This is a genomic window from Streptacidiphilus anmyonensis (assembly GCF_000787855.1).
Classification (GTDB): Bacteria; Actinomycetota; Actinomycetes; order Streptomycetales; family Streptomycetaceae; genus Streptacidiphilus; species Streptacidiphilus anmyonensis.
Map to the genome: position 1 here is coordinate 12502 of NZ_BBPQ01000054.1, position 13773 is coordinate 26274.

General features: G+C 74.1%; 7 protein-coding genes and 1 pseudogene. 2 read left to right on the top strand and 6 right to left on the bottom strand.

Annotated features, from left to right (window positions below; all coding sequences use genetic code 11):
- On the bottom strand, positions 1-2867 hold a 2867-nt coding region (locus TR50_RS31565; protein ID WP_152648744.1), incomplete at its 3' end, for a type 2 lanthipeptide synthetase LanM family protein.
- A 197-nt stretch (positions 2868-3064) separates the two neighbouring features.
- On the opposite strand from TR50_RS31565, the gene TR50_RS31570 reads away from it, so the two are divergent.
- Positions 3065-3970, top strand: coding sequence for an ArsR/SmtB family transcription factor (locus TR50_RS31570; protein ID WP_052441583.1), 906 nt, complete (start codon positions 3065-3067; stop codon positions 3968-3970).
- Positions 3971-3990: 20 nt separating this feature from the next.
- Here TR50_RS31570 and TR50_RS31575 read toward each other — a convergent pair whose 3' ends face one another.
- Positions 3991-4869: a hypothetical protein gene (locus tag TR50_RS31575; RefSeq protein ID WP_042430136.1), complete on the bottom strand. Its 879-nt coding sequence runs from the start codon at positions 4867-4869 to the stop codon at positions 3991-3993.
- 336 nt (positions 4870-5205) lie between these two features.
- Entirely contained in the window at positions 5206-6558 is a 1353-nt protein-coding gene (locus tag TR50_RS31580) for an alpha/beta hydrolase family protein (protein WP_042430139.1), read from the bottom strand.
- Positions 6559-6798: 240 nt separating this feature from the next.
- Here TR50_RS31580 and TR50_RS31585 point away from each other — a divergent pair, with 240 nt between their 5' ends.
- Positions 6799-7119 carry a GYD domain-containing protein gene (locus tag TR50_RS31585; RefSeq protein ID WP_042430140.1) on the top strand — a complete coding sequence of 107 codons (321 nt, stop codon included), beginning with the start codon at positions 6799-6801 and terminating at the stop codon, positions 7117-7119.
- 63 nt (positions 7120-7182) lie between these two features.
- On the opposite strand, the gene TR50_RS50430 is transcribed toward TR50_RS31585, so the two are convergent.
- The 3 genes and pseudogenes from TR50_RS50430 to TR50_RS31595 form a co-directional block, all read right to left on the bottom strand.
- Positions 7183-7635 (bottom strand): acyl carrier protein, encoded by a 453-nt coding sequence (locus TR50_RS50430; protein WP_439654260.1) that lies wholly within the window; start codon positions 7633-7635, stop codon positions 7183-7185.
- Positions 7636-7806: 171 nt separating this feature from the next.
- Positions 7807-10650 (bottom strand): annotated as a pseudogene (locus tag TR50_RS31590) (type I polyketide synthase); the annotation flags it as partial.
- A gap of 131 nt (positions 10651-10781) precedes the next feature.
- The coding region (locus TR50_RS31595; protein ID WP_042430141.1) for a type I polyketide synthase at positions 10782-13773 on the bottom strand (2992 nt) is incomplete at its 5' end.

Sequence of the window (13773 nt, forward strand, 5' to 3'; positions counted from 1 at the left end):
CGCCGCTCCCGTGCGGCCTGCGCGGCCTGCACGGCGGGTCCGGGGAGCACGGCCGGGGAGGCCAGCTGGCCGAGGAGCTCCAGCACGCCCGGCTCGCCGTGGCAGAGGCTGTGGTCCGGCAGCGGTCCGGGCCGACCGAGAAGGCTCCGGACGGTCCGCGCCACCAGTTCCGCCAGCTGCGCGTCGGCGGCCGCGACCGGCCGGTCGGCCACCGCGAGCGCGACGCCGACGGGCCCGCGGCACCATGCGCCGTCGACCTGCCGCCCCGCGGACAGTCTGACAGCGGCGGCCCGCAGCGCGGCCAGACCGGCCCGCTCGCAGTCGGCGTCACCGGCGGCCGCCGCGAAGCCGAGCAGCGCCCAGCCGACCCCGGCCGCGCCGGTCGCGAAGCCCGGCTCGGACGGCAGCGGACGCGCGACGAGGCGGGTCGCGCACGCCTGGGCCCCGCGCCAGGCCCCGGCCGAACCGGTCGCCCGATGGACGGCGAGCATCGCGGCGAGGCCACCCGCCAGACCCTCCGTCAGGCCCGCGCCCGACTCGGACTCGGCGGCGAGCAGGGTCAGGTCGACGGCCCGGTCGCGCAGGGAGGCCAGGCCGGAGTCGTCGAGGGCCGCGGCGACGGCCGTGACCGCGTAGGCGATCCCGCCGAGCCCCGCGTAGCCGCCGGGTCCGACGGCCGCGAGGTCCTGCGGGCGGGAGGCGAGCCGTTCCAGCACCGAGGGCAGCGGCGCGAGCGCGTGGGCAGCCGCCTCCGCGTAGCGGACCTCCGCGGTGAGGGCGGCGAGTTGGGCGAGGAACAGGGCGACTCCGGTGTATCCGCCGCCCAGGTCCGCACCGCACGGGCGGAGCTGCCAGTAGCGGTCGGCGAGGAGTTCGAGGCCGAGCCAGTTCGTCCGCTCGGGGCCGCGGTGGCCCGAGGAGAGGAGGAGGTCACCGATGCGGCGCGCGGCGTCGAGCCACCGTTCGGGGTCCTCGTCCGGCTCCCCGTCCGCATCCGGCTCCCCGTCAGGGTCCGGCTCCCGGCCGAGATCCGGCTCCCGCTCCGGGGCCGGGGCTGGCTCCCCCGACCCGGTCGGCGCAGAACGCCGGGCCGCCGCGGGTGCGTGGGCGGCGGCGGTCGACCGCGCGGCCATCGACGCCCGAATGATCCACTGCTGCGCTTCCAGGTCGGTCTCGCTCATGGCCTGGATCCGCTCAGCGACCCGGTCGAAGCCGGTGCGGTCCAGCGCGCCGGGGATCCGGACCCCGTCGCCGCTCCACAGGTCGACCGAATCGGGCCGGGTGGTGAACAACGGCACGTCGCCGTCCCACAACTGCGCGATCTCGTGGTCGAGCGCGCCGGGGTGACCAGGTCCCGCGGCCGCGTCCGTGCCCAGGAGCGCGAACAACGCGTCGCGCTGCGCCGCGTCCCGCAACACGTCCGGGTGGGTCGACTCGGCCAGCAGCGTCGCGTACGTCTGTGTGGGACGCACCACGACCCGGACCTCGGCTCCCGCGAAGCGGGTCAACAGGCCTTGCGAGCCTAAGAGTTCGGCACTACCGGCGGCGACGGCACGGTAGCCCGCGCGGAAGCCGTCGAGCAGCGCCTCCAGGTATGCCGCAGGTTCGGCCTCGACGCCGGCGAGGCTCGGCCGGTTGGCGGCGCCGGTGAGCACCTGCGGTCCGCGCACCAGCCGCATCCGGTCGGTGCCGGGATCCGCCCAGGTCACCGCGTCCGTCGGCAGCGGCGCGCCCGGGTCCCCGCCCAGCCCGGAGGCGTCCACGGCCGCCCGGTCCCCGAGGAGCAGGTGCGGCAGCAGGCCCGTCCGGTGCACCGACGCCTGGAGCGCCGCGGCGGCCGGGTCGTCGGCACCGTGCCAGGCGGGCGGCGGGTGGAACAGGGTCTCGACGTCGATGAAAAACGGCTCGTCGCCCCGGGCGATCAGGTTCTCGTGGTGGAGGTCGGTGCCGTCCAAGGCGTACAGCAGCGCCAGCAGGGCGCCCTGACGGCGGTAGAAGCGCGCCAACTGCTGCTCGTTCGCGCAGGGCAGGTGGGCGATGTGCTCGACCCATCCGTACCCGGCCCGGTCCAGCAGCGCCGCCACCGGCAGACCGGGCGTGCCGGGCCGCGTGTTGAACCAGCCGACGACCTCGTTGAAGTGCCGGTGGGCGCGGAGCGACCGCGGCTTGTAGACCACGTGGCGGCCGTCGGCGAAGGTGAGGACGGCGACGGTGCGACCGCGTCGGTGCCCGTCCCCGGCTCCGCTCGACACGCCGACCAGCGTCCCCGGGTCGGTTCCGCTCAGCAGGGCGGCGACGATGTCCGCCCGGTCGGCCTCGAAGCGCCCCAGCAGTTCGGCCAGGGCCTCCGCCGCATGCAGACAGGTCTGCCCCAACAGGCGCGCCAGCACCGGGTACGCGGCGAGCAGGGCGGAGAGGCCGGGCCGACCGGCCGTCATGGAGAGGAAACTGCCGAACCGTTCGGCCGGTGTGTCACCGGCGAGGTCACCGCGCCTCCTCGCCGAGTCGAGTTCCAGCACCAGCGTCCGGGCCGACCGCCGTGCCAGCGTGACGCCCAGCCGCCGGACGAACTCGGCCCGGACCGCCGCGAGATCGACCGCTCCGGCCTCGGGGCCTGGCGGGATCAGTTCGGCAGCCGCCTGCGCGAAGGGCGAGAACAAGGCTTCGAACCCGGTCGGTCCGGGCAGGCCGCCCGCGGGCCGCAACGGCGGCACGGCGGCGAGCACCCGGTCCACGAGGACGGCCCAGTCCGGCGCCTCCCGTCCTGGCCGCGCGTCCCCGTCCCCGTCCCCGTCCCCGGGCAGGGCTCGTAACCACCACTCGTCGGCGGCCCGAGCGACCGCGAAGCTCCCCTGCGCCTCGATCACAGGCCGAGCGTGCCAGCCGCCCGGTCTTCACACAAGGTCCACGTTCTGCGGACGCCGCCTCGGCGACAGGGCGGCGATCCGCACCCGATCCAGGCAGCAGCAGGTGCACGGCCGAGTGATGAGATGGTTTCCCAAGTGCCAACGGCGGGGGGACGCGCGTGATTCGAATCGGGTTGGGGACGAGCGGCTTAGGTGCGGTGAGGTTCGCGGTACCGCCGTTGGACGTCGCCGGCCAGCTCCTGTTCCTACGCAGCCATGCCCCGGGCTGGCTCCAACCCGCTTGGCGGGCCCGGGCCACGGACGTCCTCGTGGAGCAGGGGCTGGGACTGCTGGCGGTGGTCGGAGCGCGCGGGACGGACTTCCTGCTGCCTGAGCCGGACGGCTTCCAGCCTGGCCTGGACGGGGCGCTGCACCGCTTGGCGACCACGCCTGCGGCGCGTGTCCGCTACGACCTGGCGGACGCGTTCGCTGCCGACATGGATGCGGGATCCGGTCGCCGACCACCGCGGGTCTACGTGCAGGCCCTGGAACGCGGCGAGGACCACTTCGCGCATCGGCTCGCGGACGAGATGGAGCGGTTCTGGCGCGCGGCGTTGGCTCGGGAATGGCCAGGAATCCGGACTCGCCTGGAGGCCGACGTCGCGGAGCGGGCCTCCGCGGTCGCCCACCACGGGCTCGCCGACACGCTGAGCCGCTTGGCCCACAACCTGGAATGGCGTGAGGGAACGCTGACCGTGCACCTGCCGCCCGGCGTGCCATTCGAGAAGAGCGTCGACGCGGACGGGCTTGTCCTGATGCCGAGCGTCTTCACGCCCCGAGCCGTGGTGAAGACCGCCGACCTCCCCGGGGCGCCGGACCCCCGGACGCCGCAGATCCTCTACCCGGCGGGACCGGCCGAATGCCCCGTGCCGTCGGGGGAACTCATCGGAGCGACGCGCGCGACGATCCTGGCCGAACTGAGCCAGCCCCGCTCGACCTCGGAGATCGCCCAACGTGTCCACCTCAGCCCGGCAACCGTCTCCTACCACCTGCAGATCCTGCACCGCGCCGGGATCGTCACCCGAAGGCGGCGCTCCCACCACGTTCTCTACCAGCGCCTTTGACGGTGAAGGGGTGCCCGGACCTAGCCTCCGGTGAAGTAGGACGGCTGACGGACGCTCATGCTCCGCGCGACGGCGATCAGCACGGCCGCGCTCACCGGCGGCGAGGTGGCCTCGATGTCCGCCACCGCGTCGCCCACCCGGACGTAGTAGGAGACGTACTGCGAGTCCCCCGAGCGCCACACCCCCGGCGCGACGGCGGTGCAGGGGGGAGCCGGGACGGGGTAGGCGGAGTTGATCGCGGCGCAGTGCGCAGGCGGGGTGAACTGCGGCTGCACCGGCGCGACGATGACCTGGATCTCGCGCTGCAGCTCCGCCATGGTGGTCGCGTCCCGGCCGTCGGGGGCGAGGCGGTAGAAGAAGGTGGGACCGGTGACGGTCTGCGTTCCGACACCGTCCATGTGGTAGCCGTTGGGGATCTGCGGACCGAGCAGCGCGACCGGGCTCGCCGAAAGGGCGGCGTCCTTCCGGCTCTCGGTGATGCGCGAGACGGCCAAGGCGTTCACCGGCACCACGAGCGCAAGCGCCACCACCGCCGCCACCCGCGGCAGCCACGGGCGCAGGGAGACGGTGAACCACGCCGCGAGGGCGAAGGCCGCTGTCGGCAGCGCGAACTGGACCCAGCTGACGCCGCCCGGAAGCCAAGGGAGGCTGTCCACCGCCGTCAGATACCGCAGCAGGTACCAGCTCAGACCGGCGCCCAGCAGGGCGGTGAGCCACGCGGGGCGCACCCCGAGCACCCGCAGCGCCGCCCACCCGGCGAGAAGCAGCACGAACGGGGTGGCGTCCCTCCACAGCACGACGACCCCGACGCAGCCCCAGCCGGGGGCGTTCCGGCAGGCGGAGGAGGAGACCAGCAGCCACTCCGCGAGGAACAGCGCCACCGTGAGGCCGAGTCCCACTCCGGCCGCGCGCAGCGTGCGCCTGCTCGGCCGGCGGGGCCCTGAGGTCGGTTCAGCTGTCCTGGCGCTGCTGCTCACTGCGCACTCCCGTGATCGTCTTCCGCGACGGGAGCACTCTGCCTCACCTCGCCTCCCTCTCACCTGAGTACGCGTACTCAGGTGAGAGGGAGGCCCCCGGTCAGCTGGAGAGCGTCCCGACGAGCAGGGCGGCGACCGCGTCCAGGGTCTCGGCGAGGGAGAGGATGTCGTCCAACGGCCGACGGCCGAGCCCCCAACCGAGGAGGCGCGAGCCGTCGGTGCGCCAGCCGAAGACCGACGTGCGTATCAGTGAATCGGTCAGCGGATGAACGAGACCTCGGGGAAGCTCTTGGACGGCCCGTTCATCAGCGTGTTGGTCTTGATGTGCAGCACCGTGTCGAAGTAGGCGGCCAGGTAGGTGCGCATGATGTAGATCGCCCGGTTCGGGTCCAGCGTGCCGAGGTCCTGCTGGACCTGGCTGGACGTCAGGTCCATCTGTCCGCCGGCCTGGGAGAACAGGGTCTCGTAGTCGCTGAACGACAGGTGCTCGGTGCCGGCCAGCTTCAGCTCGTAGCGGGGCCCGGTCAGGTGCGACCAGATGCTGGCCCAGCTGCTGTCCTCCTTGCGGTCGTGGTACGACGCGCCGAAGAGGAGAAACGGGCGGTTCAGGTTCGTCGCGTCCTGCGGGCCGTACAGCTCGCCGTCGAGGTCCGCCCCGGCGGCGATCCGCGGGTCGAGCGTCATCGAGTCCAGGACCGTCGGGCCGCCGTACGACCAGCCGAACATGCCGATGCGCGTCATGTCCACGTTGCCGGCCAGCCCCGCCGGGAGCGCGGCGCCGTCGACGTCGGGGTCCTTGCCGCCGGCGATCAGGGCGAGCTCGTTGACGACGAACTTGGCGTCGGCGGAGCGGACGGTGAGGGTGTAGTTGGAGCTGGCGGCGGTGTCCGTCACCAGTCGGGGGCCGGGGAACTGCACCTCGTCGGCCTCGTGGGTGCTGTCGAGCATCACGACCAGGTAGCCGCGGCTGGCCATGTCCTCCGCGAGGGCGGTGCCCTGCGAGCGGTCGGAGTGGAGGCCGGTGGAGTAGAGCAGCACCGGCAGCTTGCCGGCCTTGGGGTCCACCGGCGCGCCCGTGTGCCCGGCCGTGGTGGGGACGTTCATCGTGCCGGGCCAGACGTTCCAGCCCTCCAGGAAGCTGTCGGCGGCCTCGGACTGGAGCCACGGCGCGAGCGCGTGCCCGGTGGTCTGGGTGGCCGGGTACCAGAGCTGGACCATCAGCTCGCGACGGGGGTGGGACGGCACCCAGGGGTCGTACCGGGTCGGGTCGACGAGGTGCAGGTTGACCGTGCCGACCTGGTAGGGGCCGGTCGGGGCCGGGATGACCGGAGTGACCCCCGAGTCACCGTGACCGGAAGGCGCCGCAGCGGACTTCGGCACGGCCCGCGTCCCGAGGTGGTGGGCTGCGGCGACGTTGGCGGCGGCCTGGGCCTTCGCGGCGGCCGTGTCGTCGACCGGGGCGTCGGGGGTGGACTTGCCGGGGCCGTTGTCGTGGTGCGGACTGCTCGCGGCGGCGGGCGCGATCGTCGCGCCCAGGCCGATGGCGACGGCCCCGAGGGTGCCGGCCGCCCGGACCAGCAGACGGTTGCGGACTATTCGCGAAGCAGACATGGGCGGACCCCCTTGTGCGCCGGTCGCATCCATGGCGGCGACCTGAGTGCGCCAAAGGTACCGGGTCCGGTCGACGGCGTGCTCACTCGGTGTGTCCGCAGCTTGTGGGGCCGGTCCGCGACCGGGTCCCGTCCGGGGACTCCGCCGTTCGGCGGTGCTCGAACGGACAAGGCGCCAGGCGGGGCTGATAGTGGTCGACAAGGGCGTTGTCGTGGCCGGGTCGAGACGTGGGAGTGCGGGATGCCGAAGTATCTGGTGCAGGCCAGCTACACCGCCGAGGGGGCCAAGGGCCTGCTGGCCGAGGGCGGCAGCGGTCGCCGGGAGGCCGTCCAACGGGTCGTCGGATCGTGCGGCGGCACGCTCGAGTCGATGTTCTTCGCCTACGGGGATGACGACTTGTACGTCGTCGTCGACTTCCCCGACCACCTGTCGATGGCCGCCGTCGCGATGACGGTGCGGGCCAGCGGCGCCGTGCGCTCCAAGGCCGTCCCGCTGCTGACGGTCGAGGAGGTCGACGAGGCGGTGAAGCGGACGGTCGACTTCCGACCGCCGAGCAGCTGAGTCCCCCGGACCGGGACATCCGAACGACGTCGGCTGTCCCGGTCCGCGCACGTATGGCGTGGCTCAGGTGAGGCTGTCGTCGATGAAGGCGAACAGCTCCTCGTCGGAGGCCGCGTCGAGGTGTTCGACGTCGAGGAGGTCGTCCGGGCCGTCGGAGGTGGTCGCGGCGCCGGGCTGCGGGGACTCGGACCAGCGGGCGGCCAGGGCCTGCAGGCGCATCTGGACGCGGGCGCGGGTGACCCCGTCGGCGGTGCTCGCGGCCAGCGCGGCCTCGAGTCGGTCGAGTTCCTCGGTCACCGAGGCGGCTGAGTTCGCGCCGTCGGCGAACAGCTGGTCACGCAGGTGGGCCGCCAGCGCCGCGGGGGTCGGCTGGTCGAAGACCAGCGAGGGGGGCAGGGACAGGCCGGTCGCCTCGGCCAGGCCGTTGCGCAGCAGGACCGCCATCAGGGAGTCGACGCCGAGGTCCTTGAACGCCTGGGCCGGCGGGATGTCCTCGGGTCCCGGGTAGCCCAGCACGACGGCCGCCCGGCTGCGGACCAGGGCCAGGAGCGCGTTGTCGCGCTCGGACGGGGAGAGCCTCGCCAGCCGGACCGGCAGCGGCTCCTCCAAGCCGACGCCGGCGCCGTTGTCGCCGCTCTCGCCGCCGCCCTGGACCCCGCCGTCCGGGGCGGTGGTGGTCGGCGTCGCCGTGGGCCGCTCCGCACGCCGGCGCTGGAACCAGGCGGACATGGCCGGCAGGGCCGAGCTGAGCGGCTGGTCGCCGTCGAGGCCCAGGGTCGCGGTCAGCGCGTCCAGGTCCTCGCGCTCGACGGCCGCCCAGAACGCCTCGTCCACGGCGGCCGCGGGCGAGGTGTCCGCGGTGTCCTCGGCGGGTTCCGGCCAGTAGCGGCGCTGCTGGAAGGGATAGGTGGGCAGGTCGATGCGGCGCGCGCCGGTACCGGCGAGGAGCGCCGACCAGTCCAGCGCGACGCCGCGGGTGTGCAGCTGCGCGAGCGCGGCGGTGAAGGTCTCGGCCTCGGCGCGGTCGCGGCGCAGCACGGGGGTGAAGGCGGCGTCCGCGACGCAGTCCTGACCGAGCGTGGTGAGGGTTCCGTCGGGGCCGAGCTCCAGGAAGGTCCGCACGCCCTCGCGCTCGAGGGTCCGCAGGGCGTCGGCGAAGCGGACGGCCTCGCGGACGTGGCGCACCCAGTACGCGGGAGTGGTGAGGTCGGCGGCCTGGTCGAGGGTGGAGACGATCGGGATCTGCGGCTCCTGGTAGTCCAGCGACTCCGCGACGGCCCGGAACTCCGCCAGCATCGGGTCCATCAGCGGCGAGTGGAACGCGTGACTGACCGTCAGCCGCTTGGTCCGGCAGCCGTCGGCGGCCAGCTTCGCGGCCACCTCCAGCACGGCCTCCTCGGCCCCGGAGATCACCATCGAGGTCAGGCCGTTGACAGCCGCGATCCCCACCTCGTCCGCGCGGCTCGCCAGCAGCGGCAGGACCTCGTCCTGGGTCGCCTCGACGGCCACCATGGCGCCACCGGCCGGCAGCGCCTGCATCAGTCGGCCACGCGCCGCCACCAGCTTCGCCGCGTCCGCCAGCGACAGCACTCCGGCGACGTGCGCGGCGGCCAGCTCGCCGACGGAGTGCCCGGCCAGGAAGTCCGGCCGCAGGCCCGCGGACTCCGCGAGCCGGAACAGCGCCACCTCGACCGCGAACAGGGCGGGCTGGGTGTAGCCCGTCTCGTCGAGCTGCTCGCCGGTGAGGACGACGTCCTTCAGCGGCCGGTCCAGGTGCCGGTCCAGTTCCGCGCAGACCGCGTCGAAGGACTCGGCGAACGCCGGAAAAGTCTCGTACAGCCCGGCGCCCATACCGGCGCGCTGGCTGCCCTGCCCGGTGAAGAGGAAGGCGAGCTTGCCCTCGACCACCGTCCCCCGCACGAGCGGGGCGGCGGGCTCGCCCGAGGCCAGCGCGTCAAGGCCGCGCGCGAGGTCGTCCCGGTCGGACGCCAGGACCACCGCGCGGTGTTCCAGCGCCGCCCGGCTCGTCGCCAGCGAATGGGCGAGGTCGACGAGTTCGGCCTCGTCGGAGAAGGAGCGCAGCTGCTTCGCCCGAGCCCGCAGCGCGGCGTCGGTCTTGGCCGACAGCACGATCGGCAGCACCGACGGCGCCGCCGTCACGGTGGTGACCGGGTCCTCCACGGTCTCCGGGGCCTGCTCCAGGACCGCGTGGGCGTTGGTGCCGCTGATGCCGAAGGAGGAGATCGCGGCGCGGCGCGGACGCCCGGTCTCCGGCCACGGCTGGTTCTGCGTCAGCAGCCGTACCGATCCGGCCGACCAGTCGACGTGCGGCGTGGGCTCGTCCACGTGCAGGGTGCGCGGCAGCACGCCGTGCCGGATCGCCATCACCATCTTGATCACCCCGGCGACGCCGGCCGCCGCCTGGGTGTGCCCGATGTTGGACTTCACCGACCCCAGCCACACCGGCCGGTCCTCGGTCCGGCGTCGGCCGTAGGTGGCGAGCAGCGCCTGAGCCTCGATCGGGTCGCCCAGCGTGGTGCCGGTCCCGTGCCCCTCGACCGCGTCGATCTGGTCGGCGGTCAGTCGGGCGTTGGCCAGCGCCTGCTTGATCACCCGTTGCTGCGAGGGGCCGTTCGGGGCGGTCAGGCCGTTGCTGGCGCCGTCCTGGTTGACGGCGCTGCCCTGGACCACGGCGAGCACCGGGTGCCCGTTGCGGCGGGCGTCGGAGAGGCGTTCGACCAGGAGCAGGCCCACGCCCTCGGCCATGTTGGTGCCGTCGGCCGCACCGGCGAAGGACTTGCAGCGGCCGTCCGCGGCCAGCCCGCGCTGACGACTGAACTCGATGATGGTCCCCGGGTTGGGCATCACCGTGACGCCGCCGGCCAGCGCGAGGGCGCACTCGCCGGTGCGCAGCGCCTGCACGGCCAGGTGCAGGGAGACCAGCGACGCCGAGCAGGCGGTGTCGACGGTGACCGCCGGCCCCTCCAGGCCGTAGGTGTAGGAGAGCCGGCCGGACATCACACTCGCGGTGTTGCCCGTGCCGAGGTGGCCCTCGAAGTTCTCCGCCGAGCGCATCAGCACCGGGACGTAGTCCTGCCCGTTGGTGCCGACGAAGACGCCGGTCCTGCTGCCGCGCAGGGTCGCCGGGTCGATGCCCGCCCGCTCGAACAGCTCCCAGGAGGTCTCCAGCAGCAGGCGCTGCTGCGGGTCCATGGCGAGCGCCTCGCGCGGCGCGATGCCGAAGAGCCCGGCGTCGAACCGGTCCACGCCCGCCAGGAAGCCGCCCTCGCGGGTGTAGGAGGAGCCCTGGGCGTCCGGGTCCGGGTCGTACAGCCCCTCGACGTCCCAGCCGCGGTCGGTCGGGAAGCCGGAGATCGCGTCGCCGCCGGCGGCCACCAGCTGCCACAGCTCCTCCGGGCTCCCCACCCCGCCGGGGAACCGGCAGCTCATCGCGACGACCGCGATCGGCTCGTGGGCCTTCTCGTCCAGGTCGCGCAGCTGCGTGTGGGCCTCGTCGAGGTCCTTCAGCACGCGCTTGAGGTATTCACGGAGCTTGTCTTCATTGGCCATCTCAGCGGTGCCCATTCGGATCGTCGGGGTGAAGGCTGGCGGGGTTGCGGGGGCAGTGCGCGGCGCTGCGTTCAGGTTTCAGCGCTCAGCGTTCAGCCCTTGCCGAACCTCTTGTCGATGTAGTCGAAGATCTCGTCGTCGGTCGCGTCGTCGATGCTCGCCGCGTCCACGCTCCCGTCGGCTCCGCCGACGGCGTTCCAGCTCGCCAGCAGGGTCTGCAGGCGGGCCGCGATCTGCGCGTGGGCGGCCTCGTCGGGGGCGACGGCGGCGCGGTCGTCCGCGCTGAGCGAGGCGAGGACCGCCTCCAACTGGTCGAGTTCCTCGGTCAGTCGGGAGGCCGCCGGCCGGCTGTCGGGGGCGACCTCGGCCAGCAGGTACTCGGCCAGCAGCGCCGGGGTCGGGTGGTCGAAGACCAGGGTCGCGGGCAGCCGCAGCCCGGTGGCCTCGTTCAGCCGGTTCCGCAGCTCGACGGCGGTCAGCGAGTCGAAACCCAACTCGCGGAAGGCCTGCGCGGCGCCGACCAGGTCCACGGAGGTGTAGCCGAGCACGGCGACCACGTGGTCGCGCACCAGGTCGAGCACCTGCCGCTGCTGCTCGGCCGCCGAGCGGCCGGCCAGCTTCCGGGCCAGGCCCGTCGCTTCGGCTTCGCCCGTGGCCAGGCCCTGCACCACCCGTCGGGCCGGCGTCCGCACCAGGCCCCGGAAGGCCGCGGGCAGGGCGTCGGGGACGGCCGCCAGCGCCCGCAGCGCCTTCAGGTCCAGGTGCATCGGCACCAGCACCGGCTCGCCCGCCACCGTGACCGCGGCGTCGAAGAGCGCCAGTCCCTGCTCGCCGGTCATCGGGAGCACGCCGCCGCGCGCCGACCTGGCCAGGTCCACCTCGCTCAGCCGGCCCGCCATGCCCCGGCGTTCCGCCCACAGACCCCAGACCAGGGAGACCGCGGCCAGACCGCGGGCGTGGCGGTGGCGGGCCAGCGCGTCCTGGAAGACGTTGGCCGCGCCGTAACTGCCAAGGCCCGCGCCGCCCAGCGTGCCGGCGGCCGCCGAGAACAGCACGAAGGCGGCCAGGTGCAGGTGCGCGGTGAGTTCGTGCAGGTTCACCGCCGCGTCCACCTTCGGGCGCAGCACGCGGTCGACCCGCTCGGGGGTGAGCGCGCCGATCACGCCGTCGTCCAGCACGGCGGCGGTGTGCACGACCGCCGTCAGCGGATGCTCGGCGGGCACCTGGGCCAACAGGGCGGCCAGCGCGTCGCGATCGGCCGCGTCGCAGGCCACCAGCTCCGCGTCGGCGCCCAGCCCGCGCAGCTCGGCGATCAGTTCGCCCGCCTCGGGCGCGTCCGGACCACGACGGCTGGTCAACAGCAGGTGACGGACGCCGCGTTCGGTCACCAGATGACGGGCGAGCAGCGCGCCGAGGCCACCGGTGGCGCCGGTGATCAGCACGGTCCCCTCGGGATCCCAGGCCCGGGACGTCACCGACTCGGCCCCTGCCTCGTCCGCGGCGGACCCGGCGACCCGGGCGACGCGGGCCAGTCGCGGCACGTGCACGGCACCGGCGCGCAGCGCGAACTCGCCCTCACCGGACGCGATCGCGGCCGGCAGCAGGCGACGGGACTCCTCGTCGTCGTCCAGGTCCGCCAGCACCAGGCGGTCCTCGTTCTCGAGCCGCGCGGCACGCACCAGCCCCCAGATCGGGGCGTGGACGAGGTCGATCTCGCGGTCCGCCGGCCCGGCGGTCACCGCGCCGCTGGTCACCAGGACCAGGCGGGAGGCCGCGAGTCGGTCCTCGGCGAGCCAGCCCTGCACCAGGGCGAGGGCACGGTGGGTCGCCGTGTGGACGTCGGCCACCAGGCCGTCGCCCGCCGGTTCGACGGCGCAGGCCGCCAGAACGGTGTCCGGCACGGGCCGACCTGCGGCCACGGCGGCGCTGAGGGCGTCCACGTCGGGGTAGAACTCGGCTTCCACACCGGCGTGTTCGAGCGCCGGGCCGAACTTGAGGTGATCGTCGCCCAGCACGGCCCACGTCGTGGCGTCCGCGCCGTTCGCCGCGGGTGCGGCTGCCGACAGCGGCAACGGCGACGGCAACGGCAACGGCGTCCACTCGACTCGGAACAGCGAGTCGTGCTGACCGGCCGCCGATCCCCCGCTGAACTGCTCGGCCGAGACGGGGCGCAGCACCAGCGAGTCCACCGAGGCGACAGGCTCGCCCGCGCTGTCGGCCACCGTCAGCGAGACGGCGTCCGGCCCGGCCGGAGTGAGCCGCACCCGCAGCGCGGAGGCGCAGGCGGCGTGCAGAGCGAAACCGCTCCACGCGAACGGGCGTCGGCTCTGGGGCTCCTCGTCACTCGCCGAATCAGCGGCAGGGGAAGGAGTGAGAGCCAAGGCCTGGAGGGCGGCGTCGAGCAGCGCGGGATGCAGGCCGTAGGAGCCTGCCTCGGCCTGCTGCTCCTCCGGGAGCCGGACCTCGGCGTAGACGTCGTCGCCGACCTGCCAGGCCCTCTCCAGGCCCTGGAACGCAGGGCCGTACGACAGGCCCGCCTGGGCCAACCGCTCGTAGTGACCCTCGACCGGCAGCTCGCGCGCACCGGCCGGCGGCCAGGAAGCCGCGTCCAGCGGCGCCGTGGGAGCAGCGGAGGCGGCGGAAGTGGCCAGGGTGCCGCTCGCATGCCGGGTCCAGGGCTCGCCGGTCGGCGCCTCCTCGGGACGCGCGTACAGGTTCAGCGACCGGCGGCCCGCGTGGTCCGGGTCACCGACGACCAGCCGCAGCTGGAGCGCACCCTCCTCGGGCAGGGCCAGCGGTACTTCCAGGGTGAGCTCCTCGACCAGGTCGCACTCCACCTGGTCGCCCGCCCGGACGGCGAGTTCGACGAACGCGGTCCCCGGCAGCAGCACCGTGTCCCCGACGGCGTGGTCGGCCAGCCAGGGGTGGGTACGCAGCGCAAGCCGTCCGGTGAACAGGTAGCCGTCGGAGTCCGGCAGTTCGACGGCGGCGCCCAGCAGCGGGTGCTCGGCGGAGACGAGGCCGGCCGAGGCGACGTCGGCCCCGCCGGTCGCCATGGCAGGCTCGACCCAGTAGCGCTCGCGG

Coding starts and splice junctions, on each gene's coding strand:
- TR50_RS31580 (WP_042430139.1), bottom strand. CDS start 6,558: ATGTCTGCTTCGCGAATAGTCCGCAACCGTCTGCTGGTCCGGGCGGCC.
- TR50_RS31585 (WP_042430140.1), top strand. CDS start 6,799: ATGCCGAAGTATCTGGTGCAGGCCAGCTACACCGCCGAGGGGGCCAAG.